At 67.7% G+C, this 24,788-nt stretch carries 20 protein-coding genes; 7 read left to right on the top strand and 13 right to left on the bottom strand.

The annotated features are described in order from the left end of the window. The 4 genes from UAA55_RS23975 to UAA55_RS23960 all read right to left on the bottom strand — a co-directional run bounded on the left by UAA55_RS23975 (position 1) and on the right by UAA55_RS23960 (position 3,480). Positions 1 to 801, bottom strand: coding sequence for a glycosyltransferase family 2 protein (locus tag UAA55_RS23975; protein WP_322955930.1), 801 nt, complete (start codon positions 799 to 801; stop codon positions 1 to 3). Positions 802 to 917: 116 nt separating this feature from the next. Next, positions 918 to 1,697: an SDR family NAD(P)-dependent oxidoreductase gene (locus UAA55_RS23970; RefSeq protein WP_322955929.1), complete on the bottom strand. Its 780-nt coding sequence runs from the start codon at positions 1,695 to 1,697 to the stop codon at positions 918 to 920. A 21-nt stretch (positions 1,698 to 1,718) separates the two neighbouring features. Continuing rightward, complete coding sequence (gene mazG, locus UAA55_RS23965; RefSeq protein WP_322955928.1) at positions 1,719 to 2,546, bottom strand: nucleoside triphosphate pyrophosphohydrolase; 828 nt, start codon at positions 2,544 to 2,546, stop codon at positions 1,719 to 1,721. Between the two features lie 94 nt (positions 2,547 to 2,640). Further along, a complete protein-coding gene (locus UAA55_RS23960; protein WP_322955927.1) occupies positions 2,641 to 3,480 on the bottom strand; it encodes an isopenicillin N synthase family dioxygenase in 840 nt (279 codons plus the stop codon). A 252-nt stretch (positions 3,481 to 3,732) separates the two neighbouring features. Between UAA55_RS23960 and UAA55_RS23955 the strand changes: the two genes are divergently transcribed. Further along, positions 3,733 to 4,275, top strand: a complete 543-nt coding sequence (locus UAA55_RS23955) for a hypothetical protein (protein ID WP_322955926.1) — start codon at positions 3,733 to 3,735, stop codon at positions 4,273 to 4,275. 3 nt (positions 4,276 to 4,278) lie between these two features. Here UAA55_RS23955 and UAA55_RS23950 read toward each other — a convergent pair whose 3' ends face one another. Further along, the gene (locus UAA55_RS23950) at positions 4,279 to 4,626 is read right to left on the bottom strand and encodes a TfoX/Sxy family protein (RefSeq protein WP_322955925.1); all 348 of its coding nucleotides are present in this window, start codon (positions 4,624 to 4,626) and stop codon (positions 4,279 to 4,281) included. Between the two features lie 101 nt (positions 4,627 to 4,727). Between UAA55_RS23950 and UAA55_RS23945 the strand changes: the two genes are divergently transcribed. Next, positions 4,728 to 5,162, top strand: coding sequence for an EamA family transporter (locus tag UAA55_RS23945; protein ID WP_322955924.1), 435 nt, complete (start codon positions 4,728 to 4,730; stop codon positions 5,160 to 5,162). A 64-nt stretch (positions 5,163 to 5,226) separates the two neighbouring features. After that, positions 5,227 to 6,495: a hypothetical protein gene (locus UAA55_RS23940; protein WP_322955922.1), complete on the top strand. Its 1,269-nt coding sequence runs from the start codon at positions 5,227 to 5,229 to the stop codon at positions 6,493 to 6,495. A gap of 5 nt (positions 6,496 to 6,500) precedes the next feature. Here the strand turns inward: UAA55_RS23940 and UAA55_RS23935 are convergent, their stop codons facing one another. The 8 genes from UAA55_RS23935 to UAA55_RS23900 all read right to left on the bottom strand — a co-directional run bounded on the left by UAA55_RS23935 (position 6,501) and on the right by UAA55_RS23900 (position 20,026). Further along, positions 6,501 to 7,082, bottom strand: coding sequence for a YdeI/OmpD-associated family protein (locus UAA55_RS23935; protein ID WP_322955921.1), 582 nt, complete (start codon positions 7,080 to 7,082; stop codon positions 6,501 to 6,503). 37 nt (positions 7,083 to 7,119) lie between these two features. Then, positions 7,120 to 7,563: a transglutaminase-like domain-containing protein gene (locus tag UAA55_RS23930; protein WP_463667851.1), complete on the bottom strand. Its 444-nt coding sequence runs from the start codon at positions 7,561 to 7,563 to the stop codon at positions 7,120 to 7,122. Positions 7,564 to 7,610: 47 nt separating this feature from the next. Continuing rightward, entirely contained in the window at positions 7,611 to 8,096 is a 486-nt protein-coding gene (locus tag UAA55_RS23925) for a transglutaminase N-terminal domain-containing protein (RefSeq protein WP_322955920.1), read from the bottom strand. After that, positions 8,074 to 10,620: a circularly permuted type 2 ATP-grasp protein gene (locus UAA55_RS23920; RefSeq protein WP_322955918.1), complete on the bottom strand. Its 2,547-nt coding sequence runs from the start codon at positions 10,618 to 10,620 to the stop codon at positions 8,074 to 8,076. The genes UAA55_RS23925 and UAA55_RS23920 overlap by 23 nt, the downstream gene beginning before the upstream one ends. A 7-nt stretch (positions 10,621 to 10,627) precedes the next feature. Next, the gene (locus UAA55_RS23915; RefSeq protein WP_322955916.1) at positions 10,628 to 13,945 is read right to left on the bottom strand and encodes a transglutaminase family protein; all 3,318 of its coding nucleotides are present in this window, start codon (positions 13,943 to 13,945) and stop codon (positions 10,628 to 10,630) included. Positions 13,946 to 14,098: 153 nt separating this feature from the next. Then, on the bottom strand, positions 14,099 to 16,003 hold the full coding sequence (locus UAA55_RS23910) for a tetratricopeptide repeat protein (protein ID WP_322955915.1): 1,905 nt from the start codon (positions 16,001 to 16,003) through the stop codon (positions 14,099 to 14,101). A gap of 168 nt (positions 16,004 to 16,171) precedes the next feature. After that, on the bottom strand, positions 16,172 to 19,165 hold the full coding sequence (locus tag UAA55_RS23905; protein WP_322955914.1) for a TonB-dependent receptor domain-containing protein: 2,994 nt from the start codon (positions 19,163 to 19,165) through the stop codon (positions 16,172 to 16,174). A 408-nt stretch (positions 19,166 to 19,573) separates the two neighbouring features. Next, positions 19,574 to 20,026 (bottom strand): Lrp/AsnC family transcriptional regulator, encoded by a 453-nt coding sequence (locus tag UAA55_RS23900; protein WP_322955913.1) that lies wholly within the window; start codon positions 20,024 to 20,026, stop codon positions 19,574 to 19,576. A gap of 104 nt (positions 20,027 to 20,130) precedes the next feature. On the opposite strand from UAA55_RS23900, the gene UAA55_RS23895 reads away from it, so the two are divergent. From UAA55_RS23895 to UAA55_RS23880, 4 genes are all read left to right on the top strand, one after another. Next, on the top strand, positions 20,131 to 21,243 hold the full coding sequence (locus tag UAA55_RS23895) for a saccharopine dehydrogenase family protein (protein ID WP_322955911.1): 1,113 nt from the start codon (positions 20,131 to 20,133) through the stop codon (positions 21,241 to 21,243). A gap of 135 nt (positions 21,244 to 21,378) precedes the next feature. Then, entirely contained in the window at positions 21,379 to 22,893 is a 1,515-nt protein-coding gene (gene amaB / locus UAA55_RS23890) for an L-piperidine-6-carboxylate dehydrogenase (protein WP_322955909.1), read from the top strand. 14 nt (positions 22,894 to 22,907) lie between these two features. Next, the gene (locus tag UAA55_RS23885) at positions 22,908 to 23,924 is read left to right on the top strand and encodes a 2-oxoadipate dioxygenase/decarboxylase family protein (RefSeq protein ID WP_322955907.1); all 1,017 of its coding nucleotides are present in this window, start codon (positions 22,908 to 22,910) and stop codon (positions 23,922 to 23,924) included. A 216-nt stretch (positions 23,925 to 24,140) separates the two neighbouring features. Next, complete coding sequence (locus UAA55_RS23880; protein ID WP_322955906.1) at positions 24,141 to 24,788, top strand: invasion associated locus B family protein; 648 nt, start codon at positions 24,141 to 24,143, stop codon at positions 24,786 to 24,788.

Genomic DNA, 24,788 nt, shown 5'->3' with positions numbered 1-24,788 from the left:
TCACACCATCTCGGGCGTGACGGGGATATTGAAGCTGTTCAGCAGGGCGGTGCGCCGCTGGCCCAGGTCGGCGTTGGGCGCGGTGTGGCGGCGGTAGACGTAGAGATAGTCGAACACGGCGTTGTAGTCGTGGGACTGCTGGCTGACGCCGCGGCGTTCGGACTCAGCCCCGCTGTCCTTGAAGATGCGGGCGCCGATGACCGGCACGTGCTGGGCCTTCTGCCGGGCATAGACCGCCAGCATGAACTCCCAGTCCTCATAGGCCCGCATGTGCACGTCGAACCTCAGTCCGGCCAACAGGGCGCGGGGGAAGGCGAAGCAGCAGACCGGGATCTGGTTCTTCAGATAAATCTCATCGCTCAGGCGGCCGGCCATGTCGACGCCCCCTTCCGACAGGATGGCGGCGTCCGCGCCCCGCCGCTCGTTCACGATGGCGCAGTTGAAATAGACGGGCAGGCCCTGCCGCACGGCCGGCTGGTCCTTCAGCGCGGGCAGGAAGCCCTCATACCAGGCGTCATCGTCGTCCAGGAAGAGGATGTAGCTGCCCTTGGCCAGGCTCAGGCCCATGTTGCGGCTGGCCGAGGGGCCAGGCGCCCCGTTGCGGCGCACATACATGTCGGCGGGGGTCAGCAGCTCGGCGCAGACGGCGTCGGTGTCGCCGTCGGTGGCGTCGGAGACCACCAGGATTTCCACCCCGCCCACGCCCTCGCGCTGGGCGTTGATGGACGCCAGCGTCCGGCGCAGCAGCGGCGCCCGCTTGTGCGTGGGCACGATGACGGAAAAGAACGGCAGCTCGGCCATCAGGCCCCCCGACCTGGAATGAAAACGGCCCGCCTCGGACCCTGGCGCCAGTCTCTCAGACTGGCGATGGGATGCCAAGGCGGGCCTGATGCGCGGTTAGTTGGACGCCGAACGCCTCAATTCTTTTTAAACCGGTGCACCGCCAGGCCGGCCGGCGCCTGGACCGTGGGCATGATTTCCACGCGGTTGACGTTGAAGTGCGGGGGCAGGGTGGCGGCCCAGGTCACCGACTCCGCCACATCCTCCGCCGTCAGCGGCGTGGTGTCGGCGTAGACCTTGGCGGCCTTCTCGGCATCGCCCTTGAAGCGCACCAAGCTGAAGCTGGTCTCCACCATCCCCGGCTCCACCGAGGTGACGCGCACGCCGGTGCCCAGCAGATCCGCCCGCAGGCTGAGGCTGAACTGGGTGACGAAGGCCTTGGAGGCGCAATAGACATGGCCGCCGGGGTAGGGGTAGCTGCCGGCGGTGGAGCTGAGGTTGATGATGTGGCCGCGCCCCCGCTCCACCATGCCCGGCAGGATCAGGCCGGTCATGATCGCCAACGCCTTGTCGTTGGTGTCGACCATGATCTCCCAATCGTCCAGGTTGGCCTTTTGCGCAGGTTCCATGCCCAGGGCCAGGCCGGCGTTGTTGATCAGCAGGTCGATCTCGGCGAAGTCGGCCGGAATGCTGGCCACCGCCGCCTCCATGGCCTTGCGGTCGCGTACGTCGAAGGCCAGGGTGTGCGTGGGCACGTCCAGGCTGTCGGCCAGGGTCTTCAGCTTCTCCGTGCTGCGGCCGGCCAGCACCAGACGGCTGCCCAGGGCCGCGAAACGGCGGGCGAAGGCGCTGCCGAAATCACCGGTGGCCCCGGAGATCAGGACGATGCCGGGAATATGGGGCGGGGCGTAACTCATGGGACTGCCTCCTTATTTGATTTACCGTTCCAGGCCCTTGGCCTGCTGCCACAGGGACTCCATCTCTTCCAAGGTCGCGTCCGACGGTCCGCGGCCACCCTCGGCCAGCCAGGCCTCGATCTGGCGGAAGCGCCGCTCGAACTTGGCGTTGGTGCCGCGCAGGGCGGTTTCGGGATCGACGTCGATATGGCGGGCCAGGTTGGCCAGCGCGAACACCAGGTCGCCCAGCTCATCCTGCATGCGGGCCTGTTCGGGGGCGGCATGCTCCATCTCCGCCCGCAGCTCGCCGATCTCTTCCTCGATCTTGTCCAGGATCTCCTTGGCCTGGGTCCAGTCGAAGCCCACGCGGGCGGCGCGCTTCTGCAGCTTCACCGCCCGGGTCAGGGCCGGCAGGCCGCCGATGACGCCATCGAGGGCGGAGGCCTTGGCGCCGCTGGCGGCGGCCTTGGCCGCGCGCTCCCCCGCCTTCTGGGCTTCCCAATTCTTCACCTGGTCGGTGGCGTCGGCCACGGCGCCGACCTCTTCACCGAACACATGGGGGTGGCGGCGCACCATCTTGTCGCTCAGCGCCGTGGTGATGTCGTTGAAGTCCCACAGGCCCCGCTCGCTGGCCATCTGGGCGTAGAACACCACCTGGAACAGCAGGTCGCCCAATTCCTCCTTCAACGCCGCCATGTCGCCCTGCTCGATGGCGTCGGCCACCTCATACGCCTCCTCGATGGTGTGCGGGGCGATGGTGGGGAAGTCCTGTTCCAGATCCCAGGGGCAGCCGCCGTCGGGATCGCGCAGCTTGGCCATGATGGCCAGCAGGCGGTCGATGGGGGCGGTCGCGGACGGGCGGTCGGTCATGGGCTGGTCCCGAAAAGGCGAAAGGGGAGCCGGATGGCCCCCCTTCCTACACCGAACCATGCGCCCGAGGCCACCGGCCCGGCGGCATGCGACATCACTTCTTCAGGCCGATCTCGCGCAGCCGCTGGTCCAGGTACTCACCCGCCGTATAGGCGTCGCTGAGACGCACGTCCGGCCGGGGGTGGAGGAACATGGGCATGGAATAACGCGAGACGTTGTGTTCCGGCGGCGGGTTCACCACGCGGTGGGTGGTCGCCGGGAAGTAGCCGCCCGACGCCTCCTTCAGCATGTCGCCACCGTTGACGGCGATCATGCCGGCGTCGCAGGGCACGTCGTGCCAGTTGCCGGCCGTGTCCTTGGCCTGCAGGCCGGGCTCGCTGCCCGTGACCAGCAGGGTGATGAGGTTGATGTCCTCATGCGCGGCGGCGCGCACGGCACCGGGCTCGAACCCGTCGGCCAAGGGCGGATAGTGCAGCACGCGGAACAGGCTCTGCGTGCTGCCCACCATCATGTCCGGCAGGGCGACGGAGAACTTGGCCTTCACGCCATCGGGCGTGTGCCGCTGCAGCCAGCCCAACAGGTCGGCGCCCAGCTGGGTCAGGGCGGCGTACATGGCCTCCGTCGCTTCCTTCACGCCCGCTGGCAGGGGCCGGTTGGGGTAGACGTGATAGAATTCCTTCAGGTCCTTGATGGGGCTGTCCTTGGCGTTTTCCGAGCGAAAGGGAAAATAGCCGTCCTGCGTCTCGGGCGAGAACAGGTGGTCCATCTTGGACTCCGACGCGAAGAACGCCGCCCATTCCTTGTACAGGCGGTCGATCAGCGCAGGATCGATGGGGTGGTTGCGCAGCACGGCGAAGCCGGTCTCGTGCATGGAACGCACGAACTCGGCCGGGGCCGTGGACTCGGTGCAATCAACACTGGCGATATCGAACATGGGTGTTCCCTGAAGGCGCCGGTTCGCCCCGCCTTGGCGGGTAAGGGGTGGCACGCGGACGCCGTTACATCCGCCCCCGGGCCGCGGGCCAGGGACTGTTTTAAGGATCAAGGCCGGCCGCGGGCAGCCATGTCGAATTTCGGCGACTATCAGCAGGCCGGCGGCCCGCCGTCAACCACGCAGATGTTGGAGAGTGTTTCCGTTTTTCGCAGGGGTATGGTGAAGTCGCCGCATCCTGTCCGGAGGTACCCCATGCGCGTGTCCCTGGTCGCCGCCCTGATGCTGGCCTCCACCGCCGCCCTGGCCCAGCAGAACCCGCCCAGCCCCAATCCGCCCACCGTGGCGCCGACGCTGGCCCCCCTGGGCTTCCTGCTGGGGGATTGGACCGGCGGGGGAAAGACGGCGGACGGCGGCATGGCGCGCGGCACCTCCACCATCAAGGCGGTCGCCGGCGGCGGCGGGTTGCTGCGGCAGGACCACACCGACCTGATGGGCCAGGACGGCAGGCCAGTGCCGGGCGCCGGCTTCGACCAGATCATGCTGATCTACCCGCAGGACGGCACCCTGCGTGCCGATTACCTCGATGGCCAGCACACCATCCACTACACCAGCGCCCAGGTGGTGCCGGGCGAAAGCGTCATCTTCCTGGCCGAGGCCACGCCCGCCACACCGGGCTTTCGCCTGGGTTACACCAAGGTGGATGGGGGCACGCTGCATGTGAAGTTCGAAATGGCGCCGCCTGGCGCCCCCGGCTACATGACGGTGGCCGAAGGCGACGTTAAGCGGCGCAAGTAGGCCTCAGGCCTTTTTCTTCCTGGCGGGCGCCTTGGCCGCCTGCGCCGCCGCCTTGTGCACCCAGTCCCGCAAGGCCGGTGCATCGGCCAGCAAGCCGTGGGGCACCACGACGTAGGTCTTGCTGACCGGTTGGTCCGGCCCGTACCGCAGCGGGTTGGCGCCCGGCAAGGACAGAAGCGCCGCCTGGTCCGCCCCCGCCAGCTTCAGCGCCAGCCCGACATCGGAGAGCGACGCCACCGGCTTGCCTCCGGCATAGGCCAGGATGCCGCCGAACATGGGCTTGTAGGTCAGTTCCAGATCCGGCACCGCCGTCGCCATGATGGTCTGAAGTTTCTTGGGATCGTGCGCCATAAGGGGCCCTGTCGTTAGGCTGGTAACGGGGAATTTAGCATCCCGGGCGTGACAGGTGCTGGCAGGATGGTGGCCCCCACCCCGGCGAAGGTGCTCCCGTCATGAACTCCCCCCAACTGACCTGGCAATTCTGGGCCGTGCTGTCGGCCCTGTTCGCGGCGCTGACCGCCATCCTGGCCAAGGTGGGGGTGGAGGGGGTGAACTCCGACTTCGCCACCCTGGTCCGCACGGCGGTGATCCTGCTGGTCATCGCGGCCCTGCTGCCCATCACCGGGCAGTGGCAGCCACCGGCCAGCGTGTCAGCCCGCAGCTATCTGTTCCTGGTGCTGTCAGGCCTCGCCACCGGCGGCTCATGGCTCTGTTATTTCCGGGCGCTGAAGCTGGGGGAGGCGGCGCGGGTGGCCCCCATCGACAAGATGAGCGTGGTGCTGGTGGCCCTGTTCGGCGTGCTGTTCCTGGGCGAAAGGCTAAGCCTGCCCAACTGGCTGGGCGTGGCCTTCATTGCCCTGGGCGCGGTGCTGGTGGCCTTGAGGTGAAGCCGCAACTCTTTTTTAAGGACTTTCTCGGCATTGTTGCGCCATGGTTAGGGGAGAATCGCAAATGGACGGTGGAGCGTCCCGCACAGATGTTCCCGGGGAGCAGCTGACGGTTGCGGCCCCCAAGCTGCGCGCCATTTTCCAGGCGCAAGCCCAGGCCAGCGTCGGTAGCCTGCACATGGTGGGGCTGGATACCCTGAGGGAACGATTGGGAGCCCGCTGGCCCAAGGTCGCGGATCGGGTCCACACCTTGGCGGGCCGGCTGCTCGACCAGACATTGCGCCCCACTGACGCATGGTTCCGCTACGGTGATGACGACTATGTCGTCGTCTTTTCCCGTTTGGGCCGGAACGAGGCCGGCTTGGTCTGCGCCAAGGTCGTGGAACAACTGCAGCGCATGCTGCTGGGAGATACTGACGCGAGCGCGGTCTGGATCCATTCCGCCGTGCAGGAGATTTCCGGCGAGATCCTGTTCGAGTGCACGAACCTGAATGGCATGCTGAACGAGGCCGCCCATGCTTCCGTTGCCGCCTCCGCCCCCGCGGTGCCGACGCGGGACGATAGCAATCCCTGGGGATATGCCACCCAACAGGAATTGCCGGTAGAGGTGTCCTTCCGTCCCGTCTGGGACGTGCGCAAGGAGGTGTTGTCGATCTACCAGGCCAGGCCCATACGCCCCCGCCGGGGTCGGCAGCCGTCCGTGGGATATGACTGCGTGGCCAATAGCGAGGATTTTCAGCAAATCCTGAGTTTGGACGTGGACGTCCTGCGTCAGACCATGGAGATTTACGGCGAACTGTACCGCAACCAGTTCCGCTGCTTCCTCTCGGTGCCGGTGCATTTCGAGACGCTCGCCAGCCATGTCCGCCGGCGCGAATATCTGGCGGTCCTTCAGGGCATTCCGAAGGAGTTGCTGTCGTTTCTGGCGTTCCACATCGTCGGCCTGCCCCAGGGCGTGCCGATCAGCCGCGCCACCGAGATCGTGAACTTCTTGAAGCAGTTCAGCCGGGTGGTCATCGCCATCGTGGAAAACGGTTGCCAGGATCTGCCGGCCTTGGCCGCGGCCGGTGTCTACATCACCACCATGCTGCTGCCGCCGGGCGCCTCGCCCAAGCGCTGGGGGCCGGAACTGTCGCGCTTCGCCCAGGAGGCGGCGCGCCTGCGCTTGCGCGCGGGCGTGGAGGGGGTGGACTCCAGCCTGCTGGCCTCCTACGCCGACGGCGCCGGTTTCCACTACATGGCCGGCGACTTCATCGGTCCCTGGTCCGAGGTGCCGGAGAACGCCCTGCGCTTCACCCGCGCCGATCTGCGCGCCCGCATCGTCGCGGATTGAGCCGCCTAATCGTCCAGGCCCTTGCCGGCCAGGATGTCGGAGGCGCATTTCTCGACGCGGGCCGCCCGGGTCTTGGGCTGCTTGGCGGATGAGAAGTGCAGCAGGTAGCCGCGCTGCCGGCCCGGCGTCAGCGCTTCGAACGCGGCCTTCAGGGCGGGATCCGCGTCCAGCCGGGTTTGGAATTCCCCAGCCACCGGAAATTCCGTGATCGGCTTGAAATCCACCTTCAGGCCGGCCTTCTCCACGGCGATGGCTTCCAGGATATAGGCCTTCAGCGTGGGCGCCAGCTGGGTGATCTCACCGCTGTTGGTGAAGCGGATCTGGCGGCCGGCCTGCACGTTCTCCGTCTGCTGGATCAGGATGCCGTTGGGATCCTTCATGAGCGCGCCCTTGAAGAACAGCAGGGCGCAATAGTCCTTGAAGCCGTGGATCAGGACGACGTTGGCGCCGTCGGACGTATAGCAGGGGTTGCCCCATTTGAAGTCCTCCACCACCGGGCAGTCCAGCGCGATGGCCCGCAGCTTGGCGAGTTCATCGCTCCATTTGCCGGCCCGTTCCATATAGGCGTCGACCTTGGGATGGGTCATGGCGGTCCTCCCGACCGAATTGTCTTTATTGTATGGATCAGAGCGTCTGGGACTGGCTTTGGCCCTGGCCATCCTGGATTTGAGCCTGCCGCACGGCGGGCGGATCCTCCTCGACCTCCTCGACGTCCACGCTGACATAGAGCGCATGGGTGTCGCCGCCCAGGATGACGCCGCGCAGCGGACAGACGTCGTCATAGTCGCGGCCGTAGGCCAGGGTGATGTGGTTGCGGTCGATCAGGGTGTCGTTGGTCGGATCCATGTCGACCCAGCCGGCATCGGGCCCGCACCACACCTGCACCCAGGCGTGGCTGGCGTCCGCCCCCTGCAGGCGCGGCTGGCCCGGCGGCGGCAAGGTGCGCAGATAGCCGCTGACATAGCGGGCGGGCAGGCCCAGGGCACGCAGGGCGCCGATCATGACATGGGCGAAGTCCTGGCAGACGCCGCGCTTCAGGGCCAGCGCTTCCAGCACGGGCGTGGTCACGCTGGTGGCGGTGGCGTCGAAGGTGAAACCGTCATGGATGCGCCAGGTCAGGTCGCGGGCGCCGGCGCCGATGGGCCGCCCGGGGGGAAGCTGCCGGCCGCGAAGGCCGCCAGGGCAGGGCTGGGCTGGGGCAGACGGGGGGAAGCCTCGATGAATTCCGCCACCGCCAGATGCCGGGGCGCCTGGGCCGCTATTTCCTCCCACGCCGGTGTCGCGGCCAGGTCGGGGGCGGGCCGGGGTGTCAGGGTGACGTCCAGTTCCACCGTCATGGACAGGTCCAGGTGCGGCGTGTCGATAGCGACATAGCTGGTGGGGTTGCCCAGCCAGTCCAGCCGCTCCGCCACCACGGCGGGTGGGGGCTCCACCGTCACCGCCAGCACCCGCGCCCGCTGGCCGGGCAGCTCGCGCGGGCCCAGATGGGCGATCAGCTGCGAGGAGACAACCTGCACCGTGTAGCTGTAGCGCGTGATATGGCGGCAGCGGTAACGGACAGGCGGCAGGCGGGGCTGATCAGGCGGCACGGGCGTGGACATGGCTGAAATAGGCTTGTGACAGCAGGTTGGACACGTCCGGCAGTGCCCAGCCCAACTGGAACAGGGTGGCGCTCAGCAGTCCCATATCCCGGGTCAGGGCCAGGTCCTGCACGCGATAGCTGGCCTGGGCCACCAGGTCTCCCAGGCGGACCAGGGGATCGGCGCCGCCGGCGGCCCCGAAGGCGGGCAGGGAGGGCAGGCGGGAGACCTGGCGGCGGATGGTTTCCAGCTGGAACAGCAGGGAGTGCGGATGTTCCGGATCGGTCAGCAGCAGGCTCAGCGCCGCCTCGCGCTGCACCCCCACCGGGAAGCGCTCGCGATAGGCGGGACCCGCTTCCGCCAGTTCCAGCAGCACTTCCTGCGTGGCGGCGTCCGGCCGTTCATGGGCGATGCCGCTGGCCTGCAGGCGCTCCACCGCGTCGATGGCCCGTTCCAGCCGGCGGCCCAGCACCAGGAAACGCCAGCCGGCGCCGCGCGGCATGCTGTCCAGCTCCAGCCCCGTTTGCGCGGCCAGCACCTGACTGAAATCACCCAGCAAAACCGCCAGCGCCGCGCGGTCCGCCTTGGCCAGGCTGGCGCCCAGGACGTCCAGGCGGCCCAGGACCTGGCGGGAGTCCAGGGGCAGGCGGTCACGCACACTGCCCATGGCTCGGCGCAGGCGGCCCGTGGTGGCCACCAGGCTGCCGGGGTTGGCGGGGTCGACCGCGATCTCCAGCGCCTGGCGCATGCCGCGCGCGGCGTCGCTGTCCGGCAGTTGGGCGATTTCCTGCGGGATCAGGGTGGCGCGGCCCATGAGGCGCAGCAGGGGTGACAGCTCCTCTCGTGCTGCCGGGCGGCTGTCGTCCGACAGGCGCAGGGTGGCGCCGCGCAGCAGGCGCACGGCCGACGCCGCGCGCTCGGCATAGCGGCCCACCCAGAACAGGTGGTCGGCGGCGCGGCTGGGCAGGTTGCCGGGCACCGGGCTGGGTTCGCGCGCGCCATCGGGTGGGGCGCTGATCAGGCGGCGGACGGTGCCCAGCGGCTCCGCCCCCACGACCCAAAGGTCCTTGGAGCCCGCCCCCTCCTGAAGGGAGACGGCGGCGTGGCGAGCGTCGGCGCTGATGCGCACCAGGCCGCCCGGCATGACGGTCCAGCCGCCGTCACCGCTGGCGCAGAGGAAGGCGCGCACCACCAGGGGGCGCGGCTCCACCCGTCCGTCCCGCCACAGGGGCGCGGTGGACGGCGCCACCGGCAGCTGGCCCGCCCAATCCTGCGGCCGGGCGCGGATGCGGGCGGCCAGGGCCTCGCGCGCGTCCTCACCCAGGTCGGGCCCATTGGCGACATGGCCGGGCAGGCTGGAAAAGGCGGGACGCATCACCATGCGGTCCAACTGCGCCAGCAGCGCCGCGCGCTGCCCCTCATCCCCGCCCCAGAAGGTGGGCACGTCGGCCAGCAGCAGCTCCTCGCCCAGCAGGCGGCGGCTCAACGCCGGCATATGGGCCAGCAACGCCATGCTCTCCGCCATGCCGGAACCCAGGGCGTTGACCACGGCGACGGATCCGGCGCGCACCGCCTGCAACAGGCCGGGAACGCCCAGGGCGCTGTCCACGCGCAATTCCAGCGGATCGCAGAAGGCGTCGTCCACCCGGTGCAGGATGACGTCCACCCGCTCCAGCCCCGCCAGCGTCTTCAGGTACACGGCCTGGTCGCGCACCACCATGTCCGCCCCTTCCGCCAGGGTCATGCGCAGGTGACGGGCGAGGTAGGCGTGCTCGAAATAGGCCTCGTTGAAGGGGCCGGGGGTCAGCAGGACGGCGCGGGGATGGCCGTCCACGCCGGAGCATTGCGGCGCGGCGCGGGCCACGGCGGCGCGCAAGGCCTCGAAGAAGGGCGACAGCCGCTCAACATTGCAGGCGCGGAAGGGGTCGGCCAGGGTCTGGCTCAGCACCGCGCGGTTTTCCAGGGCGTAGCCCACGCCGGTGGGCGCCTCCGTCCGGCAGGTCAGCACCCGCCATTGGCCGTCGCCGTCGCGCACCAGGTCGGCGGCGAATAGAACCAGGCGCCGCCCGCCGGGCACCTTCAGGCCCTGGCAGGCACGCAGATATCCCGGGTCGGCATACAAAAGCCCGGGCGGGATGGTGCCGTCGGCCAGCAGGGTCTGCGGACCGTAGAAGTCCTCCAGCACTTTTTCGATCAGGGTGGCCCGCTGCACCAGCCCCGCGCCGATGGCCCGCCATTCCGGGGCCGAGAGCAGCAGGGGAACCGGGTCCAGGGGCCATGGCCGCTCCGTCCCCTGCGGGTCGCGGTAGGAGTTGAAGGTGACGCCGTTCAGGAACAGGCGCTGGCGCGCCGCCGCCCATTTCGCCGCCATCTGTTCCGGGGTGAACGGCCCATGCGCGGCGAAGAACTGCTGCCAATGCGGACGCAGATGCCCCGTGCCGGTCACCATCTCGTCAAAGATGGGACCGGTTCCATAGCCGAGGTCGCCGGCATCACTGAACAGCGACGGCTGTTCCGGCGGCAGTTGGGGGACGGGCTCCGCCAAATCCTATTCAGCCAAGTCTCAGGTCTAGGGTCATGGGATAATCCGGGTTCCGTGTTTCCGGCGGGATGGCCATAGGGCCCGGCGTATGCCCGAAAGGATGGAAGCGCGCCAGCCGGCGCCCCTCGGCCTCGTTGGCATTGACCGGGAAGGTGGTGAAGTTGCGTCCTCCTGGATGGGCGACGTGATAGGTGCAGCCGCCAATGGACCGTTCCGTCCACAGATCCAAAATATCGAAGACCAAGGGCGTATGCACGGGGATAGTCGGATGCAGGCATCCGGGCGGCTGCCAGGCGCGATAACGGACCGCCGCCACATACTCCCCCTCCGTGCCCGTGGGGTGCAAGGGCAGGCGCCGGCCGTTGCAGGTGACGGCGTAGCGGTCGCCCACCAGGCCCGCCATCCGCACCTGGATGCGCTCCAGGCTGCTGTCGACATAGCGTACGGTGCCGCCGCCGCCCGGCTCCTCGCCCAGCACATGCCAGGGCTCCAGCGCCGTCCGCAGTTCCAGGGTCAGGCTGCGCTGGTTGACCGCGCCGATCTTGGGGAAGCGGAAGTTCAGGTGTGGGGCGAACCACGCCTCCTCGAAGGCGTAGCCCGCCTCACGCAGTTCCGCCACCACGTCCTGGATGTCCTGCGTCACGAACTGCGGCAGCAGGAAGCGGTCGTGCAGCTTGGTGCCCCAGCGCACCAGGCCGGCGCGGTAGGGTTCCCGCCAGAACCAGGCGATCAGGGTGCGCAGCAGCAACTGCTGCACCAGGCTCATCTGCGCGTGCGGCGGCATCTCGAAGCTGCGCAGTTCCACCAGGCCCAGCCGGCCGGTGGAGCTGTCGGGGCTGTACAGCTTGTCGATGCAGAATTCGGAGCGGTGGGTGTTCCCCTGCACGTCCACCAGCAGGTGGCGCAGCGCCCGGTCGACCAGCCAGGGCGGCGGGTTGGGTCCGGCGCGGTCCAGCTCCTTGAAGGCGATCTCCAGCTCGTACAGGCTTTCATGCCGCGCCTCGTCCACCCGGGGATGCTGGCTGGTCGGCCCGATGAACATGGTGCTGAACAGGTAGGACAGGCTGGGGTGGTTCTGGAAATAGGTCAGCAGGGAACGCAGCACGTCCGGCCGGCGCAGGAAGGGGCTGTCGGCCGGTGTGGGGCCGCCCACCACCACGTGGTTGCCGCCACCGGTGCCGACATGGCGGCCGTCCAGCGCGAACTTCTCCGTGCCCAGGCGGGTCTGGCGCGCGTCCTCATACAGGGTGGTGGTGGTGTAGACCAGATCCTGCCAGTTGGTGGCGGGGTGGACGTTCACCTCGATCACGCCCGGATCCGGCGTCACGGCGATGCTGTTCAGGCGTGGGTCGCGGGGCGGAGGATAACCCTCCAGGATGACGGCAAGGTCCAGGTCCACACAGGTGGCCTCGATCTGGGTGACCAGCTCGATCCAGTCCTCCAGGTAGCTGGTGGGCGGCAGGAAGATGTAGAGGCGGCCGTCGCGCGGCTGCACGCACAGGGCGGTGCGCACCAGCCACCAGGCGCTGGCGCCCTTTTCCGGCACCTGGTCCCGCACGTCGGCCATGGCGCGCTGGCTCAAGGGTTCCGTCTGACCTTTGCGCAGCACCATCTGTCGTTCCAGATCCTCGCGCGACGGCAAGTCCGGCCGGCTGTCGAAGGGATCCTGTTCGTAGGAATAGACGCGGTCGATGGTGTCGACCCAGGGCAGGGAACCCAGGGGCAGGCGATAGCCGATGGGGCTGTCGCCCGGGGCCAGCAGCAGCCGGTCGCTGCGCGTCGGCCAGGCGCTGGACAGCCAGACGGGGCCGCTGGCCTCATGCCGGCGGCTGATGGGCAGGGCGTGACCGATGGCGGTGCCCAGGCCGGTGTCGAACACCTTGGCCAGGCGCGCCCGCTCCTCCGCGTTCTCCAGCTTGCTGTCGAACGGGTCGACGTTCACCGGCAGCTCGCGTTCCTTGCGGATGTAATGCCAGGGATCCTCGAAGGCGCCGCGGGCATAGTCGGGGTCGATGCCCAGCCGCTCCGCCAGGCGGCGAATGAAGGCCTCGGACTGCGCCAAGCCATAGCCGTAGTGCCGCCGTTCGTCCGCCAGGTACTCGCCGTGCGTCCACAGCGCGTCGCCGTCGCGGCGCCAATACAGCTGCAGCGCCCAGCGCGGCAGGCTTTCGCCCGGGTACCACTTGCCTTGGCCGAAATGCAGCAGGCCGCCCTGGGCGTAGCGGGCCTGCAGGCGGCGGATCAGGTCGCCGGACAGCAGGCGCTTGGTGGGACCCAGGGCCGCCGTGTTCCACTCCGACCCCTCCATGTCGTCGATGGAGATGAAGGTGGGCTCGCCCCCCATGGTCAGGCGGATGTCGCCGTCCACGATCTCGCGGTCCACCTGCTGGCCCAGCCGGTCGATGGCGCCCCACTGGTCGGGGGTGTAGGGCTTGGTGGTGCGCGGCTGCTCCCGGATGCGGGTGACCGACATCGCGTGCTCGAACGTCACCTCGCACATCTCCAGGCTGCCCGTGACCGGGGCGGCGGAGAAGGGGTCGGGCGTGCAGGCCAGGGGGATGTGCCCCTCGCCCGCGAACAGGCCGGAGGTGGGGTCGAGGCCGATCCAGCCGGCGCCGGGCAGGTAGACCTCGGTCCAGGCGTGCAGATCGGTGAAGTCGGCGGTAGGGCCGTCCGGCCCCTCCAGCGGCTTCTGGTCGGCCACCAGCTGTACCAGATAGCCGGAGGCGAAGCGGGCGGCCAGGCCCAGGTTGCGCAGGATCTGCACCAGCAGCCAGGCGGTGTCGCGGCAGGAGCCGGTGCCCAGTTGCAGCGTTTCCTCCGGTGTCTGCACGCCCGGTTCCAGGCGGATGACATAGCCGATGCGCTGCTGCAGCTTCAGGTTCAGGTCGGCCAGGAAGGCGACGGTGCCGGTGGGCGTGCGGTCGACGTCGGCCAGCAGCGCCTTGACCAAGGGGCCAGGCTCGTCAGCCTCCAGGAAAGGTTTGAGGTCCTTGGCCAGCCACGGCTCATAGGTGAAGGGGAACTTCTCCGCCGCCGGCTCCAGGAAGAAGTCGAAGGGGTTGATGACCGCCATGTCGGCCACCAGGTCCACCTCCAGCGTGAATTCCTCCGTCTTCTCGGGGAAGACCAGGCGTGCCAGCCAGTTGGACTGCGGGTCCTGCTGCCAGTTCAGGAAATGCTGCTTGGGCGTGACCTTCAGCGAATACGACAGGATGGGCGTGCGGCAGTGCGGCGCCGGCCGCAGGCGCACCAGTTGGGCCCCCAGATTGATCAGCCGGTCGTAGTGGTAGCTGGTCTTGTGATTGATGGCGACGTGGATGCTCATGACTTCCCCTGTTCACGGAAGCGATGGCGACCCATAGCCCCCGGTGCCCTGACCCGGTCACGGTACCATCAATGCCAGCAGGCGTTAAAGTGCATTGCAGCATGTTTTTTGGGCAGCGCAAAAAATAGGCAATGCGCCGCCCAATCGCGCCGATTAGGTCCGGCCGCCGATATCAAACGCGACGGTCGTGCGTGTTTGCTCGCTGTGGAAGGGGATGGTGCCGTGCCACATGTAGCTGGGGAACAGCACCAGCAGGCCGGGGCGCGGCTGGATGGCCCGTTCCCACGGCAGGGTGGCGCCGGTCCCCTGGGCGAAGGCGCCGAAGGTGATCCAGCCCTGCTTGCCCTCGGCATCCTTCACCACGTCGGGCATGTCCACATAGTAGCAGCCGCTGATCCAGCCCTCGGGATGGATGTGGTTGGTGTGATAGCCCTGGTCGCGCAGGCGGGCGGACCATGATCCTGCCCAGACCAGGGACTGGCCCTTGCGCCGCAGGAAGGGATGGTCGGGATCGTCCGGCAAGGCCGCGATATAGCGGTGGGTGGCGGCCAGGATGCTGTCGCGCAGCGCCTGGATGGCGGGGGCCGCGCCCACGCGCGTGAACAAATTCTCCCGCGTCTGGGTGCCGTTGCGCAGCGTCTGCTCGATGGGTTCGTGCGTGGCCACGTGCTGGGCGTCCAGCGCCGACATCAGGTCGGCGTGGAAGGCCGCCAGGTCGGCGTAGCCTGCCGGCAGCGCCAGGTCGGTGGCTTGGATGAAGCGGTCGTAATCGTAGAGGCCGCGCGGATCCGGCTGGCCCAGCAGGCGATAGGCCGTTGCCTGGAAGGCGGCGGCGAACTGGCTGTCCCGCGCCACGGCGTCCAGGCGCTGGGCGGCCTCCAGCGCCTCGGCCGGCCGGTTCAAGCGCAGGGCGGACTCGGCCACCCGATGCAGCAGCAACTGGTCGTCCGGCGCGGCGGCCAGGCCTTGGCGGGCGGCCTCCAGCGCTTCCTCCACCCGCTGCTGGGCCAGCAGCAGGGTGGTGCGCAGGCGGGGAAGGGCGGGGGCGTCGGGCTGCAGGGCGGCGACGGCGGCGATGTTGGCCTCCGCCTCGTCATGCCGGCCGAACAGGATGTAGGCCTCCGCCGCCATCTTCAGCAGTTCGGGGTCGTTGGGCTTGCGTTCCTTGGCCCATTCATAGGAGTTCAGCAGTTGGGTGTGCTGCCCGGTTTCCCACAACGCCTGGTTCAGGGCGCTTTGCGCGGCGTAGTTCGCCGGATCCAGCACCACCACCTTCTTGAAGCAGACGATGGCGTCGTCCATCTGGCCCAGCGCCAAGAAGGTGTTGCCCAGGTTCAGCCAGATCTGCCAGCGGTCCGGGGCCCGCTCCGCCGCGCGCTTCAGATGGGGGGCCGCCTCCTCGAACCGCTGCTGGCGGCGCAACGCGGTGCCCAGGCTGTTGTTCAGGTAGAAGTCGTTGGGCAGCCGGGTCAGGCCGGCGCGTAGCACCTCCTCCGCCCGCTGCGGCTCATCCAGTTGCAGGTAGGCCTCGGCCAGGCCCACGCGGGCGCCGACGAAGTCGGGCTGCAACTGCAAGGCCCGGCGGTACAGGGGCAGGGCCGTTTCCAGCAGGGAGCGGGCGTTGGCCGCGTCCGTCCCCGCCAGCGTCGTCAGGCATTCGGCGCGGTTGGTGTAGGCCTCGGCATAGTCGGCCTTGTACAGGATGGCTTTTTCATAGAAGGGCAGCGCCTCGGCAGGGCGGCCGGTGTCCTTCAGCAGGTTGCCCAGGTTGTAGTTCACATGCGGCTGGCGGCTGTTCACGGCCAGCGAACGGCGCAGCAGCTGTTCCGCCTGGTCCAGCTTGCCATTGCGCTTGGCGATCAAGCCCATGAGCTGCAGCGCGTCCGGTTCCGAGGCGTCCACCGCCAGCACCTGCAGCAGGATTTGTTCCGCCTCATGCAACTGGCCCCGCGTCTGGAAGGCCAGGGCCTGCTGGATGAGCGCCTGGATGCGCTGTCGCTGGGGCGCCGAAACGGACGGGGTGACGGGGATGGAGAAGGGAGACTGGCCGTTGGTCATGAGGCGTGCGCCGATGCGTCGTGAACGGGAGTGAGAAACGGCGGGCCCCTGGGGTAGGGACCCGCCGCGCATCGGGATTATACGATAAGCCGACCCGGAAGTCGGCGTTTAGAAATCGGTGGTGATACCCCTCGCCGATCAGAAATCGGCGGTGATACCCCTCGCCGATCAGAAATCGGCGGTGATACCTAGGAAGAACGTCCGCCCCAGGGTGTCGTAGATGCCGGGGTAGGTGTTGCCGTTGCCATAGGTGCCCAGCACGCTGACATAGTCGTCGTTGGCGGACTGGATGGGCGGGTCCTTGTCGAACAGGTTGTTGACGCCGAACCGCAGCGTGTAGTGGTCTATCAGGTTGATGGTCCCGGCGAGGTCGAAGTAATTGTACGCGGCGATCTTGCCGTCGATGTTGTTGTAGACGCCGGAACCGGCGTTCAGGCTGGGGTCGGTGCTGTTGTTGTCCAGGCTGGTGCCGCCGATGTAGCGCCAGTTGACCGACAGGTCGGCGTTCCACGGCGTGTTCCAGGTGACGCGGACCTGATGGCGCCAATGGGGCGTTGGCTGGCCGCAGGTGCTGCCATAGAGGCCGGCGCAGTCATACTTGGCCTCGTGCAACAGCGGCTGGTAGCGGTTGAACTGCGTCCAGGAGCCGATGAACTTCAGGGTCACGCCACCCAGGTCCTTGATCCCCAGATCCTCCAGGTCCTGGCGGTAGGTGCCGGAGATGTCGATGCCCGCCTGCTGGCGGTAGCCGGCGTTGATGTCGGTGGTGATGAAGTAACCGTCACTGGAGTTCAGGCTGCCCGCGGCGCCGCGGTGGATCAGGTCGCAATAATAGGAATTACCGGTGTTCAGGCATTGCGACATGATCTGCGAGGTCGGCACCGTGCCGATCAGGTCCTGGATCTTGATGTTGTAGTAGTCGACCGTGGCCGCGAAGTTGGGCATGAAGGTCGGCGTGAAGACGAAGCCGGCGGTATAGGTGTCCGCCGTTTCCGGCTTCAGCGCCTTGTTGCCGCCGCTCAGCGTGTTGCAGCCGTCGACGGAGGTGCATTCGGAGATGTTGCCGTACTGCGCGGCCGTGACGCCGGTGCGGCCGCATTGGGCCAGTGAGGCCGACGGGCTGGAACCGGAGCAGGGGTCCAGCGCGCCGCCGATGCCCGAGGTGCTGGTCTGGAACAGTTCGATGATGTTGGGCGCGCGGACGGCGTGGTTGTAGCCGCCGCGGAAGGCCACGTCGCTGATGGGGGCATAGTTCAGGCTGGCCTTGTAGGTGTTGGCCTTGCCCGCCAGGTTGTAGTCCGACCAGCGGTAGCCGGCGTCGATGGACAGGTCCTTGATGAAGGGTTGGTCCGACACCAGCGGCAGGCGCAGTTCGCCGAAGATGTCCTTCACCTCGGTGGCGCCCACGGCCGGCTGGGTGGTGCCGGCGCCGGAGCCCGACAGGTCGCCGGACAGCACGTTCTCGCTGTACTTCAGGTCGATGGCATCGCGCCGCCACTCGCTGCCCAAGGCGACGGCCACGGCATCCTTGGCGAAGGGGCTTTTCACGCCCCAGGCGCCGAAGTCGCCGGAGACGGTGCCGCTGACGATGTCCTGGGTGGTGCTGCCTTCCTTGAAGCTGGTGGTGTAGACGTAGTTGTAGGCGGCGCTGCTGATCTTCCCCAGCTGGAAGATGTTGATGGGCACGCAGGCCGTATCCGTGCCGCTGATGACGGATTCGCAGGTGGCGACGCCGTTGACGTTCTTCGCCAGCAGCGCGTTCTGCAGCTTGGCGATGGAAACGTCGTTCTGGTAGGTCTCGTTGTAGATCACCGCCGAATGCTGGGCGTAAACGTCGTAGGACCAGCCGCCACCCAGGTCGCCCCTGGTGCCGATGACATAGCGGTAGTCGGTGTGCCGCAGGTCATCGTAGCGGGGCGCGTTGTTGTCGGTGAAGCGGTAGGCGACATAGCCTTTCCAGGTGGCGCTGGCGCTGCCGGCGTTGGCGCCGCACAGGGTCGTCGCTTCGGATGCCGACATCAGCGGGTTGTCGCAGTTGATGGAATAGGTGGTGCCGCTGAAGAAGCCCGACGGCGCGATCTGCGCCTTGGTGTGGTCGGACATGAACATGAAGTCGGTGTAGACGTCGAACGCCGGGCTGATCTCATAGTGCGCGAAGGCGCCGCCCGTGTACCGCTCATCCTGGCGCTGGATGTAGTTGTAGGGGCCGTAGTTGAAGGCCAGCGCGCTGTTGTATTTCACGAAGGATGCGGAGCCGTCGGGGTTCAGCGAATAGCCGGTGCCCGAGCCGTTGGTGCGCAGTCGGGCATAGGCGCTGTTGGACGAGCCCGAGCAGTAGCGCTGGTTGTCCTGGGTCGCGAGGGCGTCCTCGTTGCTGCTGGTGGTGGCCATGGTGCAGGCCGACCAGTCGCGGGTCGCCTGCGTCACCGGTTCGGTCCAGCGGTAGGTCGCGTAGGCGGTCACGTTGCCCTTGTTGTTGGGTGAATTGACACCCATCACGAAGGAGCTGTCGCGGACGAAGCCGTCGAAGCGGTCGCCCGGGACCGTGACCGGATATTTGGAACTCTTCAGCACCTTCTGGGCGTCATCGTTCTCGTTGCTGTGCTGGGCGGCGGAGAATTGGTAGTCGACCTTCACGCCTTCGAAATCGCGTTTCATCTTGAAATTCACGACGCCGGCCACGGCGTCGGAGCCGTAGACGGCCGAGGCGCCGCCCGTGACCACGTCCACGCTTTCCACCAGCGCGCCGGGGATGAAGTTGACGTCGGCGTAGGGATATGTCGGATCGCCCAGCGGCATGCGGCGGCCGTCGATCAGGACCAGGGTGCGCGCCTCGCCCAGGTTGCGCAGATTGATGGTGGCGGTGCCGGTGGCGCCGTTGGACTGGGCGTTGGTCTGGGCCGCCGTGATGCCGGGCAGGTTGTTCAGCATCGTTTCGACGTTGGTCGTGCCCTGCAGCTTCATCTCGACGCTGTCGACCGTCGTCAGCGGGCTGTCGCTGGTCAGGTTCGCGGCCTGCTTGATGCGCGAGCCCGTGACGATGATTTCCTGCATGTCGCTGGCGTTGGCCGACTGTTGCGCCGCAACATCCGCCGACGCCGCCAAGGCGCCGACAAGCATGGTCGAGGACAGCAGCAATGCGCGCCGCCCGAATTTTGGCATGCCCATGGATTTCCCCGCTGTTCTGGAGATTGTTGATATTGCTGGCCCCAACCAGACAAATCTCTTTTGAAATCATGTCCCCTTGTGACTGGGGTCAACGGGGAAAGGCTATTTTGGATAATTTATTCCCGTCAATGCTGCGTCGCAAAATTGACGATTTCGGGAACCGGTTTCATGGTCAAGTGTAACTGCCGTGTAACAGTCGTGCGCATTCCTGAAATGATTCAGAAACATAATTACCGGCAGTTCTGCCTAGATCGAACGGAATAGACAAAAGCGGTACCGACTCGCGCCACTTTTCGAATGGTCTAGGCTCTTGCGGGTAATCTTCGGAAAAGGGGGCGGGGCCGCCCGCGAGAGCCCGTGGGGCGACTCAGGGAGCCGCGCGGGCGGCTGCGGGACGAGCGGTCAGCGCGCCAGCCGCTGCGACAGGATGATGGAGGAGTTGGTGCGCTCCACCCCCTCCACCGCGCCGATGTCGTCGATCACGATGTTCATCTCGGCGATGGATTCGGTGGAGACGACGGCGATCATGTCGAACGGGCCGCTGACGGCGTACAACTGGCGCACCTGGGGCATGGCCTTCAGCCGCGTTTCCACTTGGCGCGCCGCTTTGGGCGCGATGGTGATGGCGACATGGCCCTGGATGCGCCGTGCCAGGTAATCCTCATCCAGCCGGATGGTGAAGGCGGTGATGACCCCGCGCGACACCAGGCGCTCCAACCGCGCCTGCACCGTGGTCCGGGAAACGCCCAAGCGCTTGGCCAGGGTCACGGTGGGCAGCCTGCTGTCGGCCTCCAGCAGACGCAAGAGGGCGATGTCCAGGTCGTCAGGTTGAAATATGTCGATCTGGCTGTTCATTTTGCGCACCAATTTCCATCATATTGGACGCATTGATTGTTCATTCCGTCAAGGGTTTGCCCGACAGTCGTTCCAACAGGGAACTTTTGACCGGGAGAGCACACATGCGTCGCATCGTCGTCGTCGGGGCGGGCAAGATCGGGTCCATCATCGCGGAGAACCTGGCGGGATCGGGCGATTTCCTGGTGACGGTCCTGGACCGCTCGGCCAAGGCGCTGGATGGCATCTCCAGGCGCCTGCCCATTGAGCGGCGCGAGGTCGACATCAGCGACGTGGCCGCCCTGACCGAGGCGCTGACCGGCGCCTACGCCGTGCTGAGCGCCGCGCCCTATCACCTGACCATCAAGGTGGCGGAGGCCGCCGCCATCGCCCGCTGCCATTACCTGGACCTGACGGAGGATGTGGCCACCACCCGCCGGGTGAAGGAACTGGCGGCCAACGCGCCCAACGCCTTCATCCCACAGTGCGGGCTGGCGCCGGGCTTCATCTCCATCGTCGCCGGCAGCCTGGCCAAGAAGTTCGACACGCTGGAGGCCGTGCGCCTGCGCGTGGGCGCCCTGCCGCGCTACGCCAGCAACTCCCTGGGCTATAACCTGACCTGGAGCACCGACGGCGTCATCAACGAGTATTGCGAGCCCTGCGAGGCCATCGTCGAAGGCACGCTGCGCGAGGTGCCGGCGCTGGAGGAGCGGGAGGAGTTCTGGCTGGACGGCGTGCCGTACGAGGCGTTCAACACCTCCGGCGGCCTGGGCAGCTTGGCGGAGGTGCTGAAAGGCCGCGTGCGTACCCTGAATTACAAGACCATCCGCTATCCCGGGCATTGCCAGCTGATGAAGACCCTGCTGAACGATCTGCGCCTGCGTGACCGGCGCGACCTGTTCAAGACGGTGCTGGAGGGGGCCTTGCCCGCCACCATGCAGGACGTCGTGGTCATCTTCGTCACCGTCAGCGGCATGCTGGATGGCCAGCTGACCCAGGAAAGCTATTCCAGCCGCGTGTTCGGTGACTTCGCCCATGGCCGCCAGCGCACCGCCATCCAGACCACCACCGCCGCCGGCATCTGCGCCGTCCTGGACATGCTGGCCGACGGGCGCCTGCCGTCGCATGGTTTCATCCGCCAGGAAGACATCGCCCTGGATGATTTCCTGGCCAATCGCTTCGGTCGCGCCTATCAGGGGGCGAACCCGGTGGACCAGGTGGTGGCGCGCGTCGCCTGATCCAGTGTTGCGCCCCGTCCTGTTTCCTAGGCTGCGACCGCAGCCGCCGAAGTTTTTTGGGGAGCGGAGCGGACTGAAAAACGAGGATAAGCCAAGGTCGCGGATGCGGCCGCCCGGCGCCTGAGGGAACGGAAGATGAATCAGACCAAAGATGACATTCTGGCGGTGCTGGACCGGCTGGGCGTGGATCGGGCCGTCCTGGCGGGCGGCGATATCGTGGCGCGCAGCCCCATCGATGGCGCCGAAGCCGGCCGGGTGAAGGCCCTGTCCGCCGCCGACGTGGACGCGCTGGTGGGCAAGGCGCACGCGGCATACCTGGCGTGGCGCGTGGTGCCGGCGCCCCGCCGGGGTGAACTGGTCCGCCTGCTGGGTGAGGAGCTGCGCGCCGTCCGTACCGACCTGGGCCGTCTGGTATCGCTGGAGGCTGGCAAGATCCTGTCCGAGGGCCTGGGCGAGGTGCAGGAGATGATCGACATCTGCGACTTCGCGGTCGGCCTGTCCCGCCAGCTCTACGGCCTGACCATCGCGACGGAGCGGCCGGGCCACCGCCTGATGGAAACCTGGCACCCGCTGGGTGTCTGCGGCGTCATCAGCGCCTTCAACTTCCCCGTGGCGGTGTGGTCGTGGAACGCGGCCCTGGCGCTGGTTTGCGGCAACAGCGTCGTCTGGAAGCCGTCGGAAAAGACGCCGCTGACCGCCGTCGCCGTGCAGGCTGCCTTCGACCGCGCCGCCGCCAAGTTCGGTTCCGCTCCGGATGGTTTGTCCATCCTGGCCCAGGGGCATGCCGACGTGGGCCAGGCGCTGGTGGACCATCCGCTGGTGCCGCTGGTCTCGGCCACCGGGTCCACCCGCATGGGCCGGGCCGTGGCGCCCCGCCTGGCGGCGCGCTTCGCCCGCGCCATCCTTGAACTGGGCGGCAACAACGCCGCCATCGTGGCGCCCTCGGCCGACCTGGAACTGGCGGTGCGCGGCATCGCCTTCGCCGCCATGGGCACGGCCGGTCAGCGCTGCACCACCCTGCGCCGCCTGATCGTGCACGAGGCCGTGGCCGACCGCCTGCTGGACCGGCTCGCCGCCGCCTACCGCAGCGTCAAGGTGGGCGATCCGCGCGAGGCGGGCACCCTGGTGGGGCCGCTGATCGACAAGGCCTCCTATGAAGGCATGGCCAAGGCCCTTGCCGCCGCCAAGGCCGCCGGCGGCACCGTCATCGGCGGGGAGCGGGTGGATGTGGGCTCGGGCGACGCCTATTACGTGCGCCCGGCGCTGGTGGTCATGCCGGACCAGACCGGCCCCATGCTGGAAGAAACCTTCGCCCCCATCCTCTATGTCGTGCGCTACCGCGACCTGGACCGGGCCATCGCCCTACAGAACGGCGTGCCGCAGGGGCTGGCCTCCAGCATCTTCACCACCGACATGCGCGAGGCCGAGGCCTTCATGAGCCCGGCCGGTTCCGACTGCGGCATCGCCAACGTCAACCTAGGCCCCTCGGGCGCCGAGATCGGCGGCGCCTTCGGTGGCGAAAAGGAGACCGGCGGCGGGCGCGAGGCCGGGTCCGACAGCTGGAAGGCCTATATGCGGCGGGCCACCAACACCATCAACTATTCCAGCGCCCTGCCGCTCGCCCAGGGCGTCCAGTTCGACATCGGTTGAGGAGGGCTGGTTCCATGAAGACGCCCACCGTACAGAGGATCGTCCAGAGCCTGGTCGGCAATGAGGAGGCCGGCCGGCTGATGGAGATGCTGGCGCTGCACGCCGATTTCCTGGCCGACCATGGTGACGCCGTCCCGCGCGCCGGGGTGGCCCAGGCCCTGACCATGCTGCTGTTCCGAGGCCTGCTGCGCGAGGTACCGGAGGGTGCCCGCTATGTGCGGGAACAGGGGGGGCGCATGGTGTTCGACCATGGCGCCCTGCGCACGGTGAACGCCCCCGGCCTGGGGGCCCTGCCGCCGGGCCATGCCGCCTTCGCCCGGGTGCTGGAGCCGCTGGGCTATCACATCAGCGGTACCTACCCGCTGGAGCGGCTGCGCATGATGGGCTACGCCTACACCCATCGCGACTATCCCGACGACATCGCCCAGTTCTTCGTCAGCGAGATCTTCCCGGATCGGTTCTCGCCCGAGGTGCAAGCGGCGGCGCAGGCGGTGTTCCAGGTGAAGGACGATCCCCTGGCCACCGACGCCAAGGGTTTGTTGGACCGGCTGAGCGCCGGTGGCACGCTGACGCTGGATGAAGCCACCGGCCTGGTGGGCGAACTGGTGCGCCTGTTCGACCGCCACCACCCGGTGCCCACCCTGGCGCAGTATGAGACGCTGCTGGCGGAATCGGCGGAACTGGCCTGGATCGCCACCGAAGGCAATCGCTTCAACCACGCCACCGACCGGGTGGCCAATGTGGAGGCGCTGGCGGAGGAGCTGAAGGGCCGGGGCTATGAGATGAAGCCCAAGGTGGAGGTGTCGCGCAACGGCACGGTGCGCCAGACGGCGCTGCGGGCCGCCATGGTGGAGCGGCCGTTCATCGACGCCCGCGGCGCGACGGTCAGCCGCGTCGTGCCGGGATCGTTCTACGAATTCATATCGCGCGACCCCATCGACACCGAAACCGGCCGACGGCTGGACCTACAATTCGATAGCGGCAATGCGCAAGGCATCTTCAAGATGACGGCGGCGGGGGCCGGCTGCTGACCATATGTGATGGTACGCGCGTCCGGCCCCATCCTTACGAACAGGGTGGGGCCGGAATGATGCGGCTTATGGGCCCGGGCCGATGGGCGGGTGGCGCGAAAGGTTGACCGGATACCGCGATGTCCCCACAATTCCGCGCCTGATCGTTGCCGCCCCGGGGGTTTGGGGCACCCGGACCCGGACGGCCTCGCGTCCTAAACAGAAAAAAGCATATCCATGACCAATAAAGAGGACCCCGCGCCCGCCACCACGTCCACCGGCGGTTCGCGCACGCCCCTCATCGTGATCGGCCTGCTGCTGCTGCTGGGGCTGCTGACCGTGGGCGGCATCATGCTGTACCAGCACCACAAGGCCAGTTCCGCCAAGTCCGCCGCGGCCACGGCCGAGGCGCAGAAGCCGGCCGGCCCGCCCTGGGCCAAGAATTGCGCCAAGGACGCCAATGGCGGCGACGTCTGCTATGTCGAGCAGTTCGCCATCGCCAACCCGGGCAACACCATCGTGCTGCATGTCCAGATCGGCTACATGTCGGCCGACGGCAAGCCGGTGTTGGTCATCACCGTGCCGCTGGGGACGCCGGTGCAGCCGGGTCTGCAACTGACGCTGGACGGCGCCAAGCCCATCGCCCTGCCGCTGACCCTGTGCCAGCAGGGCGGCTGCGTCGCGTCGGCCAACCTGGACCAGGATGTGCTGAAGCAGTTCACCACCGGCACCGTGCTGATGGTGCGCTACGCCAAGCCAGACAAGACGGCGATGGACGTGCCGGTGCAGCTGGCCGGCCTGGCGCCCGCGCTGCAGAGCCTGGGCCCGCCGCCGGCCCCGAAGCCGGCTGACGCCGCCAAGGCGGCGGAACAGCCGAAGAAGTAG

The sequence above is a fragment of the Nitrospirillum guanabarense genome, from assembly GCF_034653355.1.
Lineage (GTDB): Bacteria > Pseudomonadota > Alphaproteobacteria > Azospirillales > Azospirillaceae > Nitrospirillum.
This window is presented reverse-complemented; position numbering and strand designations above follow the sequence as displayed.

What these genes read in the sequence shown, in the direction of transcription:
- UAA55_RS23975 (WP_322955930.1), bottom strand. Translation starts at nt 801, where the DNA reads ATGGCCGAGCTGCCGTTCTTTTCCGTCATCGTGCCCACGCACAAGCGG.
- UAA55_RS23970 (WP_322955929.1), bottom strand. Translation starts at nt 1,697, where the DNA reads ATGAGTTACGCCCCGCCCCATATTCCCGGCATCGTCCTGATCTCCGGG.
- mazG (WP_322955928.1), bottom strand. Translation starts at nt 2,546, where the DNA reads ATGACCGACCGCCCGTCCGCGACCGCCCCCATCGACCGCCTGCTGGCC.
- UAA55_RS23960 (WP_322955927.1), bottom strand. Translation starts at nt 3,480, where the DNA reads ATGTTCGATATCGCCAGTGTTGATTGCACCGAGTCCACGGCCCCGGCC.
- UAA55_RS23955 (WP_322955926.1), top strand. Translation starts at nt 3,733, where the DNA reads ATGCGCGTGTCCCTGGTCGCCGCCCTGATGCTGGCCTCCACCGCCGCC.
- UAA55_RS23950 (WP_322955925.1), bottom strand. Translation starts at nt 4,626, where the DNA reads ATGGCGCACGATCCCAAGAAACTTCAGACCATCATGGCGACGGCGGTG.
- UAA55_RS23945 (WP_322955924.1), top strand. Translation starts at nt 4,728, where the DNA reads ATGAACTCCCCCCAACTGACCTGGCAATTCTGGGCCGTGCTGTCGGCC.
- UAA55_RS23940 (WP_322955922.1), top strand. Translation starts at nt 5,227, where the DNA reads ATGGACGGTGGAGCGTCCCGCACAGATGTTCCCGGGGAGCAGCTGACG.
- UAA55_RS23935 (WP_322955921.1), bottom strand. Translation starts at nt 7,082, where the DNA reads ATGACCCATCCCAAGGTCGACGCCTATATGGAACGGGCCGGCAAATGG.
- UAA55_RS23925 (WP_322955920.1), bottom strand. Translation starts at nt 8,096, where the DNA reads ATGTCCACGCCCGTGCCGCCTGATCAGCCCCGCCTGCCGCCTGTCCGT.
- UAA55_RS23915 (WP_322955916.1), bottom strand. Translation starts at nt 13,945, where the DNA reads ATGAGCATCCACGTCGCCATCAATCACAAGACCAGCTACCACTACGAC.
- UAA55_RS23910 (WP_322955915.1), bottom strand. Translation starts at nt 16,003, where the DNA reads ATGACCAACGGCCAGTCTCCCTTCTCCATCCCCGTCACCCCGTCCGTT.
- UAA55_RS23905 (WP_322955914.1), bottom strand. Translation starts at nt 19,165, where the DNA reads ATGCCAAAATTCGGGCGGCGCGCATTGCTGCTGTCCTCGACCATGCTT.
- UAA55_RS23900 (WP_322955913.1), bottom strand. Translation starts at nt 20,026, where the DNA reads ATGAACAGCCAGATCGACATATTTCAACCTGACGACCTGGACATCGCC.
- UAA55_RS23895 (WP_322955911.1), top strand. Translation starts at nt 20,131, where the DNA reads ATGCGTCGCATCGTCGTCGTCGGGGCGGGCAAGATCGGGTCCATCATC.
- amaB (WP_322955909.1), top strand. Translation starts at nt 21,379, where the DNA reads ATGAATCAGACCAAAGATGACATTCTGGCGGTGCTGGACCGGCTGGGC.
- UAA55_RS23885 (WP_322955907.1), top strand. Translation starts at nt 22,908, where the DNA reads ATGAAGACGCCCACCGTACAGAGGATCGTCCAGAGCCTGGTCGGCAAT.
- UAA55_RS23880 (WP_322955906.1), top strand. Translation starts at nt 24,141, where the DNA reads ATGACCAATAAAGAGGACCCCGCGCCCGCCACCACGTCCACCGGCGGT.